20 protein-coding genes are annotated in these 18731 nt (G+C 44.2%); 18 read left to right on the forward strand and 2 right to left on the reverse strand.

Annotated elements, in window-relative coordinates:
- Window positions 1-4: 4 nt before the first annotated feature.
- Complete coding sequence (locus MHI32_RS01990) at window positions 5-643, reverse strand: LysE family translocator (protein WP_340011814.1); 639 nt, start codon at window positions 641-643, stop codon at window positions 5-7.
- A gap of 19 nt (window positions 644-662) precedes the next feature.
- Window positions 663-1094, reverse strand: coding sequence for an Lrp/AsnC family transcriptional regulator (locus MHI32_RS01995; protein ID WP_076124705.1), 432 nt, complete (start codon window positions 1092-1094; stop codon window positions 663-665).
- A 300-nt stretch (window positions 1095-1394) separates the two neighbouring features.
- On the opposite strand from MHI32_RS01995, the gene MHI32_RS02000 reads away from it, so the two are divergent.
- From MHI32_RS02000 to MHI32_RS02085, 18 genes are all read left to right on the forward strand, one after another.
- Window positions 1395-2423: an agmatine deiminase family protein gene (locus MHI32_RS02000; protein ID WP_076220272.1), complete on the forward strand. Its 1029-nt coding sequence runs from the start codon at window positions 1395-1397 to the stop codon at window positions 2421-2423.
- A 53-nt stretch (window positions 2424-2476) separates the two neighbouring features.
- Window positions 2477-3352, forward strand: a complete 876-nt coding sequence (gene aguB, locus MHI32_RS02005; protein ID WP_076124702.1) for an N-carbamoylputrescine amidase — start codon at window positions 2477-2479, stop codon at window positions 3350-3352.
- A 229-nt stretch (window positions 3353-3581) separates the two neighbouring features.
- Window positions 3582-4397, forward strand: a complete 816-nt coding sequence (locus tag MHI32_RS02010; RefSeq protein ID WP_340011815.1) for a transporter substrate-binding domain-containing protein — start codon at window positions 3582-3584, stop codon at window positions 4395-4397.
- Window positions 4398-4490: 93 nt separating this feature from the next.
- Window positions 4491-5141: an amino acid ABC transporter permease gene (locus MHI32_RS02015; RefSeq protein ID WP_076124698.1), complete on the forward strand. Its 651-nt coding sequence runs from the start codon at window positions 4491-4493 to the stop codon at window positions 5139-5141.
- Window positions 5142-5151: 10 nt separating this feature from the next.
- On the forward strand, window positions 5152-5874 hold the full coding sequence (locus MHI32_RS02020) for an amino acid ABC transporter ATP-binding protein (protein ID WP_076282402.1): 723 nt from the start codon (window positions 5152-5154) through the stop codon (window positions 5872-5874).
- Between the two features lie 156 nt (window positions 5875-6030).
- A complete protein-coding gene (locus MHI32_RS02025; protein ID WP_076185595.1) occupies window positions 6031-6477 on the forward strand; it encodes a tellurite resistance TerB family protein in 447 nt (148 codons plus the stop codon).
- A 124-nt stretch (window positions 6478-6601) separates the two neighbouring features.
- A complete protein-coding gene (locus tag MHI32_RS02030) occupies window positions 6602-7198 on the forward strand; it encodes a TerD family protein (protein WP_076124695.1) in 597 nt (198 codons plus the stop codon).
- Window positions 7199-7227: 29 nt separating this feature from the next.
- Entirely contained in the window at window positions 7228-7803 is a 576-nt protein-coding gene (locus MHI32_RS02035) for a TerD family protein (protein WP_036687420.1), read from the forward strand.
- A gap of 57 nt (window positions 7804-7860) precedes the next feature.
- Window positions 7861-8442: a TerD family protein gene (locus MHI32_RS02040; RefSeq protein WP_036687422.1), complete on the forward strand. Its 582-nt coding sequence runs from the start codon at window positions 7861-7863 to the stop codon at window positions 8440-8442.
- A 133-nt stretch (window positions 8443-8575) separates the two neighbouring features.
- On the forward strand, window positions 8576-9856 hold the full coding sequence (locus tag MHI32_RS02045; protein ID WP_339189215.1) for a TerD family protein: 1281 nt from the start codon (window positions 8576-8578) through the stop codon (window positions 9854-9856).
- Window positions 9857-9883: 27 nt separating this feature from the next.
- Window positions 9884-10624 (forward strand): TerC family protein, encoded by a 741-nt coding sequence (locus tag MHI32_RS02050; RefSeq protein ID WP_036687425.1) that lies wholly within the window; start codon window positions 9884-9886, stop codon window positions 10622-10624.
- Between the two features lie 225 nt (window positions 10625-10849).
- On the forward strand, window positions 10850-12058 hold the full coding sequence (locus tag MHI32_RS02055) for an HpcH/HpaI aldolase/citrate lyase family protein (protein WP_232061116.1): 1209 nt from the start codon (window positions 10850-10852) through the stop codon (window positions 12056-12058).
- 76 nt (window positions 12059-12134) lie between these two features.
- Window positions 12135-13445, forward strand: coding sequence for a phosphoribosyltransferase family protein (locus MHI32_RS02060; protein WP_076282401.1), 1311 nt, complete (start codon window positions 12135-12137; stop codon window positions 13443-13445).
- Window positions 13426-14577, forward strand: a complete 1152-nt coding sequence (locus MHI32_RS02065; RefSeq protein WP_339189218.1) for a cysteine protease StiP family protein — start codon at window positions 13426-13428, stop codon at window positions 14575-14577. Before MHI32_RS02060 ends, MHI32_RS02065 begins: the two co-directional genes overlap by 20 nt.
- A complete protein-coding gene (locus tag MHI32_RS02070) occupies window positions 14574-15407 on the forward strand; it encodes an HAD family hydrolase (RefSeq protein WP_076278940.1) in 834 nt (277 codons plus the stop codon). Before MHI32_RS02065 ends, MHI32_RS02070 begins: the two co-directional genes overlap by 4 nt.
- On the forward strand, window positions 15404-16459 hold the full coding sequence (locus MHI32_RS02075) for an ATP-grasp domain-containing protein (protein WP_076185601.1): 1056 nt from the start codon (window positions 15404-15406) through the stop codon (window positions 16457-16459). The genes MHI32_RS02070 and MHI32_RS02075 overlap by 4 nt, the downstream gene beginning before the upstream one ends.
- A 34-nt stretch (window positions 16460-16493) precedes the next feature.
- Entirely contained in the window at window positions 16494-17201 is a 708-nt protein-coding gene (locus tag MHI32_RS02080) for a hypothetical protein (RefSeq protein ID WP_076278972.1), read from the forward strand.
- An 11-nt stretch (window positions 17202-17212) separates the two neighbouring features.
- Window positions 17213-18313, forward strand: coding sequence for a toxic anion resistance protein (locus MHI32_RS02085; RefSeq protein ID WP_036687432.1), 1101 nt, complete (start codon window positions 17213-17215; stop codon window positions 18311-18313).
- Window positions 18314-18731: the final 418 nt, after the last annotated feature.

Genomic DNA, 18731 nt, shown 5'->3' on the forward strand with positions numbered 1-18731 from the left:
TCGTTTAAAGGAACTCCTGAAGATTGAGAGATTGAATAAGGGAGACAACGCCGAAAGACAACATTACCAATCCGGACAGTTTGTTGAACATGAGCTGTTTCGAACGCCCTGACATTATGTTGATTCTGAACAAAGCGGTGCTCCCTGTCAAACCCATCCACCATAATGCGGAACCCAGAAAGACGCCGCTAACTAGAAACGGCATATTGGAGCTGCTATGAGACAGAAGGACGCCAGATGCGCTGAATATGCCAAGGAAAAAAATAATCGTCATGGGATTGGACAGCGTCAGCAACAGCGTTACTATGTATGAATTCAGTGAGCTTTTTGGGGAATTGGGTGCTGTGCTGTCTGTGTCTGGGGGTTCTAACAGCGACTTCATGCCAAGATAACAAATAAACAACCCGCCCAAGGCTTGCAGTACCGTTTTATAATCAACCAAAAAAGCGGTGAGGGCGGATAAGCCGAATCCGGCGATACTACCATAAACTGCGTCAGCTGTGGCCGCTCCCAAGCCGCAGCATAGGCCAGTTTTGAAACCTGAGCTTAAGGTTTTCTTGATGCATAAGATGCTGATAGGACCTAAAGGAGCCGCAATAGAAAGCCCCAGCAGCATTCCTTTTGCCATCCACTCCCAAGGCATAAGGCTTCACTCCTTTTATCTATTCTTCTTTTAACGTGGACAAAATAAATACGGTATTTGATCTTACAATGTCATGATTGGCCTTGAGTGTATGCGTTATAAAACCCTCCAATTCGGATAAATCCGGTAGACCCACCTTCAAGAGATAGTCGTATTCCCCCGAGATATGATGACATTCCAGTACTAGCGGCGATTGAATAATGGTTGTGCGGAAGTGTTGGGTTTCAACTGAGCCGTGCAGCTGCACGAAAATATATACCAATAGGGTTTGTCCTATTGCCTTACGGTTTAACTTGACCGTGAATTGATCAATCACTCCGTTATTCTCCAGTTTACGAATTCTTTCAGTGATGGAAGGCACGGATAAATGAACGATTTTACTGATTTCGGAACTGGTCATGCGGCCGTTGCTTTTCAGTAATTCCAAGATTTGAAGATCGATGTCATCCATTGCAACCCACTCCTTTAAGCTAATTATATAAAATCCATTAGAAATGAAAATGGAATCACTAAAATAAGTAAAATTATTAAATGATATCCTGATTTATATTAAAATAATTAAATTTAGCTTCGTTGTTACGGATGAAAACTTAAATTTTTTAACTGTAAAATGGGGGCTGCGAACAAAAAAATTCCTTCCAACATTATTAATGTCCCAGGGAATTGAGCACTAGAACATATTATTGTATGATGAGGAAGGAGTTTTAAGGGTAGGACTGGCTCCAAATATATTAGTAAAGGTAGTTAACACATGAATCCTAAAGATTTGAACTATACAATGCCACCGGAATGGGGCAAGCATGAACGTACTTTTATCTCCTGGCCGGTGCAGGAATCTATGTGTTTCCCGGATAACCACGAGTCAGTGTGCCAAGGTTATGCTGACATTATCACAGCCATCGCCGAGTTTGAACCAATCACGGTCATTGTGAACCCGGAGGATGTGGAGCGGGTAGAGCATTTGGTCGGCGGACCGAATGTAACGCTGCTGCCTATTGCGCATAGCGATGCTTGGCTGCGTGATAACGGACCTACCTTTATTGTTAATAAAGAAGGACAAATGGCAGGTGTGAACTGGAAGTTTAATGCTTGGGGCGGTAAATATTCACCTTGGGATCTGGATGACGAAGTGGCTCCGAAGATTCTGGAGCATGCGCAGATCACCCGTTTTGATGCACCGCTTGTGATGGAGGGTGGCTCGATTCATACGGATGGAGAAGGCACTTTGCTTACTACAGAAGAGTGTCTGCTTAACCTAAACCGCAACCCGGAGCTGAAGCGCGAAGAGATCGAAGAGTACGTGCGGAACTATACAGGTACAGAAGCTATTATCTGGCTGAGACGTGGCCTTAGTGGCGATGAAACCGATGGTCATGTCGATAATATTGCTTGTTTTGCTGCACCAGGCAAAGTTATTATCCAGGTCTGTGAGGACCCGCAGGATGAGAACTATGAGATTACGCAAGAGAATCTGCGTATTCTGGAGAACGCTACAGATGCCAAAGGGCGTAAGCTGGAGATTATCAAGATTCAGCAGCCACCACGGGTCGATCATGACGGCAGTCGTCTGACGCTCAGTTATTTGAACTTTTATTTCGTGAACGGCGGAATTATCTTGCCTGTGTTTGGGGGTACCGCGACAGAAACGGATACACTTGCTGAGAAAGTACTGGCTGGTTTGTTCCCGGATCGCAAGATTCGTACAGTTAACGGAATGGCCGTTATCACCGAAGGCGGAAATGTCCACTGCACTACGCAGCAAATGCCTGCACAGCTATAATTGAAGGAAACTAGACGTCCAAAGGGACATTTATATACAAGGAGGACAGATACTTGAGAAATGTAAAAGTAGCTGCGACACAAATGAGTTGTTCCAGCAATATTGAGGAGAATATCAGCAAAGCCGAGACATTGGTCAGAGAAGCGGCAGCACAGGGTGCGCAAATTATTTTGCTCCAGGAGCTGTTTGAGACCCCGTATTTCTGTCAAAAAGAGAAAGCTGATTATTACGCATACGCAACAGAGCTTGAGCATAACAAGGCGATTAATCATTTCAAAGCAGTAGCCAAGGAGCTGCAAGTGGTACTGCCGATTAGTTTTTATGAGAAAAAGAATTACGCGCGTTACAACTCACTTGCTGTAATTGATGCTGATGGAACGGTGCTGGGCAAATACCGCAAGAGTCATATTCCAGATGGCCCAGGTTATGAAGAAAAGTTCTACTTTAATCCGGGAGATACTGGCTTTAAGGTATGGAACACTCGTTATGCCAAGATTGGTGTAGGCATCTGCTGGGATCAATGGTATCCAGAAGCGGCTAGAGTAATGAGCCTGATGGGAGCAGAAATTCTGTTCTATCCAACGGCTATTGGGTCTGAACCGCAGGATGGATCGATCGATTCCAAGGATCATTGGCAGACCTGTATGCTTGGACATGCAGCTGCGAATCTTATTCCAGTCGTGGCTTCCAACCGTATTGGTGAGGAAATTGATGAGGATTCGAGCATTAATTTCTACGGCTCATCGTTCATTGCAGGTCCTCAGGGCAATAAAATCGTTGAGGCTGGACGTGAGGAGCAAACCGTGCTGGTAAGCGAATTCGATCTGGATGCTTTGGAAGTTGGCCGGATCGAGTGGGGAATCTTCCGTGACCGCCGGCCGGATCTGTATAAATTGATCGGTTCTTATGATGGAGATATCACACTTTAATAGGTTTAAAGTTAAATATGCTAAAGGCATTGCTAGAGAGAATAGGATCTCTGGCAGTGCCTTTTTCTGTTTGATGGTATTTTTTTTGAGAGTGATGTACGCATAAAACGTATAAAATAATAATATTGTGTTATATAACCTTACATTATTTAGAAAAGTTAATTGTCATGAATCCTTTAATCTGTTAAAATCTCTTTAAGTTATTTCCGAAAATAGGGGGAATGGGGATATGAAAATAAAAAGTCGTTTTTTAATGTTAGTTTTTATATCATTTGTGGTGGTTGCATTGGTAGGTTGTGGAGCAAATAACAGTAAAGCTGGTAACGAATCCTCAGCGGAGAAAATTAAGTTTGCCAGTGATGCCAGCTACGCTCCTATGGAGTATATGGACACGGATAAAATCAAAGGATTCGACATCGATTTCATTAAGGCAGTTATGGAAGAAGCGGGAATAGACTATGGCGTAACGAACACAGGCTGGGAAACGATGCTGCAAAGTGTGAAGCAGGGAACGGAGTATCAAGCAGGGCTATCTTCAGTATCGATTACGGATGAACGTAAAGAAACCTATGACTATTCCATCCCTTATTTCGAATCTACCAATATGATTATGGTTAAAGAAGGCAGCGACATCAAAAACGCACTTGACCTTAAAGATAAAGTAGTTGCAATACAAGGGGCCACAACTGCAGATGACCTGATGAGCGGAATAATGGGTGTCGACAACCCTAACTTGAAACGTTTTGACAGCAATGCGGTGGCATTGATGGAACTGAATGGCGGCGGAGCCGATGCGGTTGTAGCGGATATTGCTATTGTACGTGAGTACATGAAAAACAATCCTAAGCAGAAGCTGGTGGGGATTGTAGACACAGAGAACTTCGGAGCGGAATATTACGGCATTCTTTACCCTAAGGGCAGTGAGTTAAAAGCGAAACTGGATCCGGCTATTAAGAAGGTATTGGAAAACGGAAAGTACACGGAAATCTACAAAACTTGGTTCGGCGAAGAACCTAACCTGGATAGCTTATTGAACGCAAAATAAGGAAAAAACCTAATAAGCATGCGTAATGATAGCTATTGCGCATGCTTATTTTTTTAAAGAGAGATGACATAAAGAAGAGAAGGGGAGAGTCCTATGGATTTTAGAATGGACATTATCATTCATTATTTGCCCGTCCTTTTAAAAGGGACACTGCTGACTATTGGTATTTCTGTAGTTTCTATTTTATTTGGCTCTATTTTGGGACTGGGGATCGGATTTGGCAAAATGGCCCCAAAATGGTATTTGCGCTGGCCTTTTCATTCATATATCAATTTTTTTCGAGGAACACCACTGTATGTGCAGATTCTGATTGTTCACTTTGGAGTGATTCCCCCGCTTTACGGCAAAACCAATGCTCTAATTACTGCGTTTGTTGCTCTGTCGCTTAATTCGGCTGCTTATTCGGCTGAGATTTTTCGGGCAGGCATTCAGTCGGTTGATCGTGGGCAACGGGAAGCGGCTATTTCACTGGGGATGACTAGTCGGCAAGCGATGAGATTTATTATTTTACCGCAAGCGATCAAACGGATGGTTCCGGCTTTTGGTAACGAGTTTATTGTGCTTGTGAAAGACTCCTCTCTTCTGGCTTTGGTGGCTGCACCGGAAATAATGTATTGGACCAACACGATGAAAGGGCAATATTTGCGGATATGGGAGCCTTATTTGACAGCGGCACTTATTTATTTCATTCTTACCTATTCTCTTAGCAAGCTGCTGAATTACGTTGAACGGAGGCTGAAATAGGATGGAGCCTATGATTTCAGTACGGAACTTACATAAATCATTTGGAACAAATACGGTGCTGGCCGACATAAGTATCGATATTTTCAGTCAAGAGGTAGTGGTGATTATTGGACCGTCCGGATCGGGTAAATCCACCTTTTTGCGTTGCCTTAATTTACTGGAGCAGCCGCAGGCCGGCGAGATTGTAATTGAAGGCACTTCTTTGATGGCGGCGAGTACGAAGATTAACGATATCCGTACAGAGCTTGGGATGGTGTTTCAGCAGTTTAATCTATTTCCTCATATGAGGGTTATAGAAAACATTATGCTGGCGCCGGTTCAGGTGCGTAAATGGTCTCCGGATAAAGCGCGGCAAAAAGCGCTGGAGCTGCTGCGAAAAGTAGGTCTAAGTGAAAAAGCAGAGATGTATCCAGCCTCATTGTCTGGGGGTCAGGCTCAGCGGGTAGCGATTGCAAGGGCGCTGGCTATGGAGCCCCAAATTATGCTCTTTGACGAACCAACCTCAGCGCTTGACCCGGAGATGGTGGGGGAAGTGCTGGCGGTGATGAAGGAACTGGCCCGTGAGGGGATGACGATGGTCGTGGTGACACATGAAATGGGCTTTGCGCGTGAGGTGGGGGATCGGGTGCTGTTCATGGAACAAGGTGAGATTGTGGAAGAAGGAAGTCCGGAGCAGCTGTTCGGAAATCCTATGCAAGAACGGACACGATCCTTTCTATCAAAGGTGCTGTAATTTAGTGGAAAGTAGAATCTTGTTATTTTATCAGGTATATTAGAAGAGTAACGGTTAATTCAGGGATTTATATGCAAAATCTGTCGGAACGTGGAGAGGAGGCTCTGGGGATATCTTTTGTTATCATAATCTTGCAGTGATAGAGGGAGAAATACGATGAGCACATTTAAAAACTGGTTAAACACAACCAAAAACGGACTAACAGATCAAGTGAAAAAATTCAAAAATAAAGACTTCATGAACGCGATAGTTGCAGGCTGCGCTTTGGTTGCTGCGGCTGACGGTAAAATAGAAGATGCAGAGAAGAATAAAATGGTCGGCTATATAAATCTAAGTAATGAATTGAAGGTATTTGACATGAGAGATGTCATTGCTCAATTCAACCATTATGTTAGTAACTTCGAGTTCTCTCCGGAAATAGGGAAACAAGAGGCTTTGAAAGCGATCGCTAAGTTTAGCGGCAAACCAGAAGCGGGCCGTCTGATCGTGGGCGTATGCTCGGCAATTGGATCAGCTGATGGTGATTTTGATGATTATGAAAAAGCAGTTGTGCGGAATATTTGTGGTGTCTTAGGATTAAACCCTAGCGAATTCAGTTTATAAATTAGGTGAAGTCATAGATAAAAGTTCGTTGAAACGTAATTTATTCTTTATCGTATCACTGATATAACACCTAAAAGCTAGACTAACAGATAATGATTTTTATCGGAAACGGAGGTACGTTGATTTGGCTGGAATTAATCTGGTAAAAGGTCAAAAGATTGATTTGACTAAAGGTAATGCGGGCTTGTCCAATGTAATTGTGGGCTTAGGCTGGGATCCAATTGAAGCCTCGCGGGGATTCTTTGGAGTCAAGAAACAGGCGAATGTCGACTGTGATGCCTCAGCACTGCTATTAAATGAGGATGGTAAGCTAACTAAGAAGGGTAACCTGATCTGCTTCCACAACAAGCAAAGTCCTTGCAACTCGGTCATTCATTCCGGAGATAATCTGACGGGTGAAGGCGACGGAGATGACGAGCAAATCATGGTTAATTTGAAAGCCATTCCTGCCGATGTTCACAAGGTTCTGGTTGTCGTTAACATTTACGATGCGGTGAATCGCAAACAGGATTTTGGAATGATCAAATCAGCGTATATTCGGGTAATAAATGCTGCCGGGAATAGTGAATTGATTAAATTCAACTTGTCAGACAACTACACAGGTTTTACGGCACTTATTTGTGGAGAGCTTTACCGCCAAGGTGGAGAATGGAAGTTCGCTGCAATTGGTGAAGGCAGCCACGCCGCTCATATCAATCAACTTGCAGAACGCTACGTATAATCCAAATATAAGAAAAGAGGTATGTAATCATGGCAATTAATCTATCCAAAGGTCAAAAAATCGATTTAACGAAAACAAACCCAGGTCTATCCAAAATCACAGTAGGTCTTGGTTGGGACACTAATAAATATGACGGCGGAAAAGATTTCGATTTGGACGTATCCGTCTTTTTGACCAATGCTAGTGGTAAAGTTGATAAAGAAACCAACTTCATTTTCTTCAATAACAAGCAAAATGAGAATGCTTCTGTTGTTCATACCGGAGATAACCGTACAGGTGAAGGCGATGGTGATGATGAGCAGGTTCAAGTGGATCTTCAGAACATCCCTGCTGATGTAGACAAAGTAGCTTTTACTATTACAATTTATGATGCTGAAGCAAGAAGCCAAAACTTTGGACAAGTCTCCCGTTCCTACGTACGTATCGTAAACGATCTGAACAATGAAGAATTGATTCGTTTCGACCTAGGTGAGGATTTCTCTATTGAAACTGGTGTTGTTGTAGGCGAATTGTATCGTAACGGTGCAGAATGGAAGTTCAATGCTATCGGCAGTGGCTACAAAGACGGCTTGAGCGGTTTGACTCGCGACTACGGCCTGCAATAAATTTCATTCTGCATGCTAAAGATGAATTGAATTCATAAATGAAAGAAGGTTTTGTCAGTGACGATCAGTCTCTCTAAAGGACAACGGATTGATCTTACCAAGACTAATCCGGGTTTGACGAAGGTAGTAGTAGGATTGGGCTGGGATACTAATAAGTATAGCGGCGGCCAAGATTTTGACCTTGATGCCTCAGCCTTTTTACTGCATGAAGATGGTAAGGCCAAGGGCTCCGATGATTTTGTATTCTACAACAATCCTTCGGGTGGCGCAGGTTCCTTGACTCATACGGGGGATAACCGTACAGGTGAGGGTGACGGAGATGACGAGCAGATTGTTGTTGATTTCAGCAAAATCCCTGCTCATATTCAGCGCATCGGAATAACGGTAACGATCTATGATTATGAAACTCGGGCACAAAACTTTGGACAGGTTTCCAATGCTTTTGTACGTGTAGTAGATGCTTCTAATGATCGTGAAGTGCTTCGCTTCGATTTAGGTGAAGACTTTTCAACTGAAACAGCTGTTGTATTCTGTGAGTTCTACCGCAATGGTGCGGATTGGAAGTTCCAGGCGATTGGAAGTGGCTTTGCCGGCGGTCTAAGCGCTTTATGCAGAAACTATGGACTGGACGCGCAATAACATCCAAGTGGGCGGGGTCATTACCGATCCTGCCCTTTTTCTAAATATTTAGAGCAGTACAGACTCCACTTTGTGGGGTTCTTTTTTACAAAATTATTAGTTGGTTTACTCCATTTATAAAGGTGGCGTAAGAATGAGTGTTAACGTAGTCAAAGGGCAAAAAGCTGATCTGACCAAAGGCAATGCTGGACTTCATTCTATAATCGTAGAGATCGGCTGGAATGCTCCGGCTGCTCTGGAGATTGATAGCTCTGCTTTCCTGCTTGGATCAGAGGGTAAAGTAAGTAAAGACGAGGATTTAATATTTTATAATAATCCAGCCACATCTTATATTAGGTATAAGGATGTGCCAGGATTCAATGACCGCAAGCAATTCGAAGTTCAATTGGATAAGATTCCTTCCGATGTGATGAAGATTGCCTTTACGCTTACCATTTATGATGGGGAGAAAAGGGGTCAAAGTTTTGGGCAAGTTAGTCAGGCCTATTTTCGGATTCTCAATCAAGTGACAGGTGCGGAACTGCTCCGATGTGATCTCGACAATCTTTTCTCCGTGGAAACGGCCATTGTGGTAGGGGAATTATATAGATATAACAGTGAATGGAAGTTCAGTGCCATTGCAGCGGGGTTTGCCGGAGGTTTGAAAGAGATATGCAGCAACTTCGGTATTGAAGCGAATGAGGAGCCTGCTCCTGCTGCTCCACAGCCGGAGGTTAAGCCGCAGATTCCACCACAAATCTTCGCAACGCCGCCTGCGCAGCCAGTGAAACGTGAAGAAAGCTCTCCACCCACACCTCCGCCTTCGCCAATGAATCTCAACTTGAAGAAAATCGAGCTGAAGAAAAAAGGCGATTCCATCAATTTGAAAAAATCAGCCAGTGGTGATTTAGGGGAAGTGTTGATTAATCTCAACTGGAACCAGAAACAGGGCGGACTCTTTAGTCGTAAAAATGGCGTAGATCTAGATCTTGCTTGTCTGTATGAACTGAAGAATGGCAGTAAAGGAGTGGTACAAGCGTTGGGCAATGCCTTTGGCTCATTGAATCAACCTCCTTATGTCATGCTTGATGGGGATGATCGGACAGGCTCCGTAACTACTGGTGAGAATTTGCGTATAAATGGTATCAAAATTTCCGAGATTGAACGCATTCTAGTGTTTTCCTTTATTTATAAAGGGGTAACCAACTGGTCGGAGGCCGATGGGGTTGTCACCATCAAACAAGGCGGAGGACCTGATATCATTGTAAATTTGGACGAGCATAACAACCATAAAGGGATGTGTGCCATTGCGTTATTCCGGAATGTAAGCAATGAAACATTTAGTGTTGAACGGCTGGTGCAATATTACAGTGGTCATCGTGAGATGGATGAAGCCTATGGCTGGGGGCTGCGCTGGGTTGCGGGCAGCAAATAATCGATTTTACCGGAGGCGCAAAGTGTAATGGATTGGTTCGCAGATTTTTTTAGAAATATTAGTGAGAATTACGGGCATTTTTTCTCATGGAGTGATGTAGTAGGTACACTCTCTGATCCTGTGAGCTGGGGGATTATCGGGAGCTTAATTCTACTAGAAGGTTTGCTCTCTGCAGATAATGCACTTGTGCTTGCCGTTATGGTTAAGCATCTACCTAAGGAGCAGCAGAAAAAGGCGCTTTTCTACGGTATCTTAGGGGCTTATTTGTTCAGATTCCTGGCCATTGGACTAGGGACATTTCTTATTAAGTTTACTTTGGTTAAGGTTCTTGGTGCACTGTATCTCTTTTATATCGCATATAAAGGTTTATTTAAGGGCAGTGGCGAAGAGCATACGGAGAATAAAGGCACTTCTTTTTGGAAGACGGTTCTCCTTGTTGAATTAATGGATATTGCTTTCAGTATTGACAGTGTTATTGCAGCATTTGGACTTAGTGATCAGGTTTGGGTTCTCTTTATGGGTGGTATCTTAGGGGTTCTGATGATGCGCGGAGTGGCGCAGGTATTCTTGAAGCTTATTGATAAATTCCCTGAATTGGAACAGGCAGCTTTCCTGCTTATCGCCATTATTGCGGGTAAGATGCTAGCGGGTGCTTTTGGTTTTGAATTGCCGCATGTCGTATTCTTTACAATCCTTATAGCGGTATTCGTGGGTACGATCCTCTATAGTGCTAGACGTAAGAAAAAAGATGCCCATAAAAGTGCATGATTAAAAAAGTAATTGCACCATAGAGAAGTCGGAGCCGATCATGCAAGAATAGAAACGCCTGCTTCTTTCAGGTAATCGTATATGTTATAGCGTAGGCCTTCACTTATATTTGAGAGAGCCAAGATGCCATCCCCAAGGGAGAGTATTGCCGGTTCTGACACTCTCTATGAGGAGAGGTCTACGCTTGTTTTGCTTGGCTTCGCAAAACTATAAGGGGGAACCGATTTGAGATACTTCGATTACCTGACGAAAGAACAAGAAATCTCTTTGTTTTACACTCCGCCTATCTCATTTGATCATACCACGAACAAGGAACTGCTAGCCTACGCTGTCGGCGCTGCCCTCTATATGCCGGCTACCCGTGCAAGTGTTGCAGAAGACATCATTAAGCTCAAGAATGCAGGTCTAGTGACGGTTATTATAGATCTGGAGGACGCAATCGGAGATGACCAGGTTGACAATGCAGAGGAGTCTATTATCCAGCATCTTATTTACCTAGCTGCTTACGCAGAAAATGAGCTGGATTCATCGAACAGCCTCCCGCTTCTTTTTATACGAGTACGTAACCCGGACCAACTCCGGCAAATGATTTTCCGCTTGGGATCCTTGGTAACGATGTTAACAGGGTTTGTATTTCCTAAGTTCTCTGTGGACAATGGAATTCAATATTTTGAAACGTTAGCTGAGTACAACAATACGCGTGGTTATAATGATCCTGTGCTTTACGGGATGCCAATCTTGGAAACTGCACCTATTATTTATCGGGAAAGTCGAGTGGACAGTCTGCTATCTATCCGTGATTTACTCCGTAATTACCGTGAGCTTGTCCTAAACGTCAGAATTGGGGCAACGGATTTCTCCAGCCTGTTCGGACTGCGTCGCAGTCCTGATGTTAGTATTTATGATCTTACTCCTATCCGTGACTGTATCTCGGACATTATCAATGTGTTTGGGCGGGTTGAAGAGGGATATGTGATCTCAGGACCTGTCTGGGAGTATTTTGCGAATAAAGGTCATCGAGTTCTCCGGCCGCAGCTACGGCAGACGCCATTTGAGGATACTTACGGCAAAAACGGCCGTGATATGCGGAATAGCTATATCTCGAGCAGTGTGGATGGGCTAATTCGTGAGGTTATTTTGGATAAAGAGAATGGAATTGTGGGTAAGACGATTATCCATCCTTCTCATCTCAGACCTGTTCAGGCGATGTATACAGTGATGCATGAGGAATACGTCGACGCTTTAAGCATTGTAGAAAGTAATGATGGCAGTCTGGGCGTGTTTAAGAGTCAATATTTTAATAAAATGAACGAAATTAAGCCCCATCTGAATTGGGCAAGACGAATTTTACTACGATCTCAAATATACGGGGTGTTACATGAACAACAGCATTTTGTCGGATTATTACCCGAAAACGAATTTACGCACGTATAACATAGTCGAGAACCTGCAAGTGAATGTAACCGAAACCTTTAACCCCTTTCATATGCCTCTGGATTCTTTATTTTCTATGGCGGCGCGAATTAATAAAAAACGAACTTTTCTGTTTGTCAGTAAGGTGCTTGGCAAGCATATCCCCGTCGATCCGTATACTTCACTTCTAAGCGGAGCAGCGTTGGCGCTGCTGTTATATCAAGAGATGAACGGCGATTCCGTGGATAGTGATCGTATGACAAAGTTATTGGATATGGCGGTTCATGGGCTGATTCATCCTGAATTTGCTAAGGAAGCCTATCAACATTTACTAGCGGCCCGGCTGGTTTTGCCCAAGCCTGTGGTTTTTATTGGATTCGCAGAAACGGCAACTGCACTGGGTCACAGTGTGTACAACATCTTTGCTGAGCAGGCATCCTATATTCATACTACGCGTGAGCATATTCCTGATTTGGAGTCTGTTGTAAGTTTTGTAGAAGAGCATTCCCATGCAGTTGATCATCTATGTTATGCCTTGGATACCGAACTCTTATCTGGGACAGAGCCCATTATATTGGTAGATGACGAGATTACGACCGGGAAAACCGCGATCAATACAATTCGAGATATTCAGTCAAAATTCCCGCGGGAGGAATATGTGGTAGTCTCTCTTCTGGATTGGAGAAGCGGCAGCAATCTTCAACACTATAGTGAGCTTGAGCAGGAGCTGGGGATTCGCATTAAGTCGTTATGTCTGCTGCAAGGGAATATTGAAGTGATAGGTTCACCGGTGTTTAATAAGGATACTGAGCAGCTGGATAGAGAGGCCATTTCTGAGTGTGAGGTTGTAACTACTTATGCTCAAGATGGAATGGAACGACTGGAGGTATCCTCTATCGATTCCTATGGTGAGATCAACACAGCGCCGTATATGAAATATAGTGGACGGTTCGGAATGGAGTCACAGGATAATCTGGAGCTTGATCAGGGTGTGAAACGAATAGCTGAGCAGCTGCGGCAATTGCGTAGAGGACCGAAAGCCTTGGTAATGGGTGTAGGAGAATTTATGTATCTTCCGATGAGAGTGGCAGCGGAAATGGGGGAAGGGATTGCTTACCAGTCTTCCACTAGAAGTCCAATTCACCCTGAGCGTCGGCCGGATTATGGGGTACATAGTGCTGCTGCGTATCCTTCAGCTGGTGACCCGGAAATCACAAACTTTATTTATAATATAGCTCCTGGTCAATACGATGATATATTTGTGCTGATTGAGCGTGATGTACCGCATGAGCGTATGAAACCTATGCTTGATATACTGAAGAAACTGGCCCGCCATAAAGTGCATCTTATTGTACTGACCTCGGAAAGAAGAAGTGGAGGCCCTACCTATGAAGGGAACAGTAACTGAAAAAATTCTAAACAGAAGTATAGCCGAACCGGTTCCGCTAGGCAGCTATTCTCCGTCAGATGTTATATTTTTGCTTAAGGATCTGAGCGATGTTTCACTGGAGCGGGCGACTGACGAAAGAGAGGCCGCCATTCAATCAGGTGTACACTACTCTGAGATGCTGCCCGTGGAATATCAGCCTACTGAGCAGTATATTGAGTTATTTCACGAGACGCTGGAGCAATCTGCGGAGAAGGTCGCTCTAGCAGTAGCGGTAGTCTCTGAGATGATTGTCGCTCAAAGGGGACTTGATACGGTGTTAGTCTCTTTGGCAAGAGCGGGAACACCAATTGGTGTACTGATTAAGCGTTATATCCAAGAGCGATATGGTGCTGATCTGCCGCATTATAGTATCTCTATCATTCGGGGCAAGGGGATTGATGAGAACGCAATCCTTTATATTCTGCAAAAGCACGGGCTTGACGCTGATTTGCAGTTTGTCGACGGATGGACGGGGAAAGGGGCTATTCGCCAGGTATTGATTGAAGCGTGCAACAGCCTGTATGAGAAATATGGCATTCGGCTAAATGATGACCTGGCCGTATTGGCTGATCCCGGGAACTGTTCAGGCACGTTCGGGACTAGAGAGGATTATCTTATTCCTAGTGCATGCCTCAATTCTACAGTGTCAGGACTGATGAGCCGGACAGTGCTGCGCGATGATTTAATCGGTCCGGAAGAATTCCATGGGGCTAAATTCTACAAGGAATGGCTCGATACGGATGTATCCAATGTATTCATTGCGGCGATCTGCCCGTATTTCTCCTCCGTTGCGGAAAAAGCACAAGCGATTGCTGAACAGATGCAGCAATCGTCGCCAGAAATTACATGGCAGGGCCTGCGTGATATTCAGAGTATTCAAGAAGTGTTCGGCATAGATAACATCAATTTGGTCAAGCCCGGAGTCGGAGAAACTACCCGAGTGCTGCTGCGCAGAGTACCGTGGAAGATTCTTGTCGATACTATGGATAATCCAAATCTTCGTCATATTATTCTCTTAGCAGAGGATAGAGGGGTTCCAGTAGAAGTATTCCCTGGACTCACCTACTCCTGTTGCGGGATTATTAAGCCGCTGAGAGGTGAGACGGAATGATCTATGCCAGTGATTTGGACCGAACGTTAATCTATTCCTTAAATGCAATCGGTGTCCCGGAGAATACTCCGGGCCTGGTTCCTGCGGAGGTTGTGGATGGTAAGACGGTTTCATACATTTCGCAAAAAGCATTGGCTGATCTGATGGAGCTTACTTCCCGTATTATCTTTATGCCCGTTACAACACGTACCATAGCGCAGTATAAGCGTATTAATCTGTTTCAAGACACGATTATTCCAGACTACGCGATTACTAGTAATGGCGGGAATATTCTGATTGGTGGCGAAGTAGATAAGAGCTGGAGAGCTTCGGTGGGCAGGCTTGTTCAAAATGAATCGGCTGCGGCAGAAGAAGTTAGAATGCACGTTAGGTCTGTAGTGCACGAGGAATGGATCATTAGTGAGCGGTATTGTGATGATTTATTTTATACTTTTGTAGTAGTGCGTGATTTATTACCTATGGATGAGATCACGAATCTGGCAGAGCAATTATACGATTTGGGCTGGCGGATATCCTTACAAGGACGCAAGCTATATGTCGTTCCTGCCGCTGTGAATAAAAGTGATGCGATTGTTCATGTGCGCCGGACGGTTCGGTCAGAACCGATGGTAGCATCGGGAGATTCCTTGTTGGATAAGAGTTTACTAGAAAGTGCGGACTATGCGATTGCTCCTTGTCATGGAGAAATATTTGCAGAGCAGCAGAGTGGTCTTGTAAAATCAAGGTATCCCTTTACGAAGCAAGCGGGTGTTTTTGCTGGTGATGAAATTCTACAGTATGTAAACATGATCTATAATAACTTAACCGTATTGGGAGTTGGGCCACTATGAAAAAGGTAAACATTTATTTCAATCGCTGGTTTTCCGTCGCTTACCATTATATGAATCTCATCCGCAATAATGAGGATGGCGTTCCTGTACAAATCTTCGCCACGCATCCTGATATTCACCATATGTCCCTTCAAGGTGCTGATGTTGCTGGGACTGAACCAGCACTGACTGGAATAGAATATGTTCAATTCTGCGTGGATTTCTGTCGCCGCAATGAGATCGATATCTTCATTCCACGGTTACATATGCTGGATATAGCTTTGCATGCTGCTATGTTTGATGCGATTGGCACCAAGGTTCTGGTCTGTAGAGATTTGGACTTATTGGAGACCATCATGGATAAGGGGAAGTTCTACGAAAGTGTTAAGGAAACAGGGATTATGACAATTCCTGATTATCATGTGGTGAGTACAGCAGAGCAGTTCAAAGAGGCTTATCATGATCTTGTAGCCAAAGGACACCACGTATGCTTTAAACCCACGGAGACAGAGGGAGGCCTTGGCTTCCGTATCATTGATAACACACGTAGTCCTTTACAGGAGCTGTTTGGTCATGTAACTCCGCTGATATCCTTCGATGAGGCCTATCGTATTCTGGGAAGTGAACCTACATTCCCTGAACTTATGGTGATGGAATTGCTGGAAGGTTATGAATACAGTATAGATTGCTTGTCAGATGAGAATGGCAGGCTGTTAGCGGCTGTACCCCGTCGTAAAGCTGGCGGTCGTCTGCGGCTGATGGAGCATATTCCGGAGCTGGAGGAGATCGCTTCCCGGGTAGCAGAGGTATATAAAATACCTTTCAATTTCAATATTCAAATGAAGTATAGTGGTGGAATTCCTAAACTGCTGGAGATTAACCCCCGGATGTCTGGAGGTCTTCATATTTCTTGTCTGTCTGGAATTAACTTTCCATACCTGGCTGTCAAAAGTGCACTCGGCGGAGAGGTCCAGCCTGCGGAGTTCGGCGATAATGTGCTTGCCAGCCATGTAGAGCAGCCGCTAATTATGAAAATAAACGGCGAATCCGTAATTCCGGATCCCGTGAATTGAGCGTTCGCAATCTCGCTCACAAGAGGTGAGAAAAATTAAATTTAAATCGAAAATATTGCTGTATGCCGGTATTGGCTATGTTGTCGCTGTATTAACGAGTTCTTTTTTGCCTGAGTTACTCTCCTTGCTGTTGCCTGTAGCGGGTGCAGCGGTAGGGGTTCTTGCAACGAGAAGTCCAAGAACCAACCTTCCGGCTGAGGTGCTGCCAGCAGGTCCAGAGACGGTGCCTGTTGCTCCAGCTCCCTCTGCAAATGCTCCGCAATTACCTAGTGTGGCAAATAATGCTGCACCAGGTAATCCGGGCAATAGTGGTAGAACTGAGGCCGAACCAACGAAGATTGGACCGGAATTTGCTCCAGTAGTTGAGTACCTTAGCATTCTGGAAGATATGATTATCTCCGAGGGGCAGAAGGATACACTGGACAATGAAATTGTCGAGAAATCACTGGCGCTTTTTGCGAGACTTCAACGTGTAATTCCGCTGCTGCAGGAGCTCAATAATGGCGATATTAATCATACGGTCCGCAGATTGATTCTGAAGGATTTAAATGGTGTGATTAACCCATTTTTGCGCCTAAGTGGTGAAGCGAAGACGAAGAATCGGAGAACGCTGCTGAACGGTCTAAGAGATGTTGATTCCAAAATATCGGATATTGCTTCGACGATCGAACATAAAGACCTGATGGAACTTCAGACGAAGGCGGAACTGATTCATCAGCGGTATAGCAGTTCCGAATTATAGGAGGGAAACCCATGTCCACGCAGTTGATCCAATTAAAAAAAGAAGATGAACAAAAGGTAGTCGAAGAAGCCGCACAATTGATCGAGAAGGTATCCCAGACAGATACAGTCACGTTGGATTCTTTAATGGATGATATCGGGAAGCTTGGGGTGAAGACGCAGGAAAAAGCAGGCCAAACGCTCAAGCTGCTGGATCGTCCGGTAAATGACCTGATGTCCGGTAAGCGTGTTGAAGTGCCTAACATGATTATGAAGCTGCGGAATGAGTGTGAAAATCTGCAACAGAGTAAGAATGTTAGCTTTTTCGGCAAAATGCTGCGGAAGAGTCCGATGAAGAACTATGTGTACAAATATCAGTCTGTCCGCACAAATATTGATGCGATTGTTACTGGTCTACGCGACGGCAGAGATACCCTCGAAGAGAGTATTGTAAATATGCGCCAGCTGAAACGTACCTCTATGGAGGAGATCTATAACCTTCAAACCAAAATTGCCTTCGGCAATAAGCTAAAAGAGCTGTTCGAGGTGGAGATTGCGAAGCCTGAGAATGAGTTCCGTAAAGCTTATCTGGAGCGTGGTCTGCGTAAAGTGATGGTTCGTATTCAGTCCATGACAGAGATGATTCTGCTCTACAATCAAGCGATTGCTGCTACAGATATCATCAATGACAATAATGATAAACTGATCGATTCCGTAAATAATGCGATTGATAAAACTTCTAATCTGATTACAGTGTCGGCAATGATTGCGATGTCGCTGGCCGATCAGGAGAATGTTATCAACGCTGTAGAAGCAACAAATAAGACGATTGAAGATCAGTTTAAAGAAAATGCACGCTTGCTGCGTACGACTACAGAAAAAACGACCGAGCTTCTATCCAAACCTTCCATGTCTATGGAAGCCGTGAATCAAGCGATCGGCGATCTGCTTAGCGCATTGGATACTTCGGAACAGTCAAACCGTCGTATTATCGAAAGCTGCCAGGATTATACATCCAAAATGACGACGATCAATACCCAACTGGGCAATCGTCTAGGACTCAATGAAGCGGACAAGCCTGAGGCGCTGAAACAAGGTGAAGCAGAGAGCCAACTGAGCAGCTTCTTGAACTAATTGTTTTTAAAAAAAGTTCATAAAAATATAGCAGAGCAGTGATTCTTCATTTCTGGGGGTTCGCTGCTCTGCTTTTTTTTGGATATGAAGTAGCTTACTTCAACTACATAGGCGTAAACGTGATCTAATCAAATGATGTTTACTGTAGCCAAACATAAAGCCCTATTCAAATACATAAGTTGTCACAAGACTACATGTGGAGGAAGTGGGGATAGGCTATGGTTTTAGGCTGTTTGATACTCGTGCTTATCATCGTCGCCAGCAGTGAAAAAGCAGAAGCCATTGCTAAAATGAATGAAGACAATTAGCAAGAGGTAGCTTCGCTTCCCCGTAAGTATTCAGGGATTTTTTGCCGCGAGTTGGTTCAAGTAATTTCCAGCGGGTTATTGGGTATAATAACGCAAGGCTGTCGATTAGC

It is taken from the genome of Paenibacillus sp. FSL H7-0690 (assembly GCF_037980415.1).
GTDB lineage: Bacteria > Bacillota > Bacilli > Paenibacillales > Paenibacillaceae > Paenibacillus_AQ > Paenibacillus_AQ odorifer.

Coding starts and splice junctions, on each gene's coding strand:
- MHI32_RS02060 (WP_076282401.1), top strand. CDS start 12,135: ATGGCGGCGCGAATTAATAAAAAACGAACTTTTCTGTTTGTCAGTAAG.
- MHI32_RS02010 (WP_340011815.1), top strand. CDS start 3,582: ATGAAAATAAAAAGTCGTTTTTTAATGTTAGTTTTTATATCATTTGTG.
- MHI32_RS02085 (WP_036687432.1), top strand. CDS start 17,213: ATGTCCACGCAGTTGATCCAATTAAAAAAAGAAGATGAACAAAAGGTA.
- MHI32_RS01995 (WP_076124705.1), bottom strand. CDS start 1,094: ATGGATGACATCGATCTTCAAATCTTGGAATTACTGAAAAGCAACGGC.
- MHI32_RS02035 (WP_036687420.1), top strand. CDS start 7,228: ATGGCAATTAATCTATCCAAAGGTCAAAAAATCGATTTAACGAAAACA.
- MHI32_RS02015 (WP_076124698.1), top strand. CDS start 4,491: ATGGATTTTAGAATGGACATTATCATTCATTATTTGCCCGTCCTTTTA.
- MHI32_RS02045 (WP_339189215.1), top strand. CDS start 8,576: ATGAGTGTTAACGTAGTCAAAGGGCAAAAAGCTGATCTGACCAAAGGC.
- MHI32_RS02000 (WP_076220272.1), top strand. CDS start 1,395: ATGAATCCTAAAGATTTGAACTATACAATGCCACCGGAATGGGGCAAG.
- MHI32_RS01990 (WP_340011814.1), bottom strand. CDS start 643: ATGCCTTGGGAGTGGATGGCAAAAGGAATGCTGCTGGGGCTTTCTATT.
- MHI32_RS02020 (WP_076282402.1), top strand. CDS start 5,152: ATGATTTCAGTACGGAACTTACATAAATCATTTGGAACAAATACGGTG.
- MHI32_RS02050 (WP_036687425.1), top strand. CDS start 9,884: ATGGATTGGTTCGCAGATTTTTTTAGAAATATTAGTGAGAATTACGGG.
- MHI32_RS02025 (WP_076185595.1), top strand. CDS start 6,031: ATGAGCACATTTAAAAACTGGTTAAACACAACCAAAAACGGACTAACA.
- MHI32_RS02065 (WP_339189218.1), top strand. CDS start 13,426: ATGAAGGGAACAGTAACTGAAAAAATTCTAAACAGAAGTATAGCCGAA.
- MHI32_RS02075 (WP_076185601.1), top strand. CDS start 15,404: ATGAAAAAGGTAAACATTTATTTCAATCGCTGGTTTTCCGTCGCTTAC.
- MHI32_RS02070 (WP_076278940.1), top strand. CDS start 14,574: ATGATCTATGCCAGTGATTTGGACCGAACGTTAATCTATTCCTTAAAT.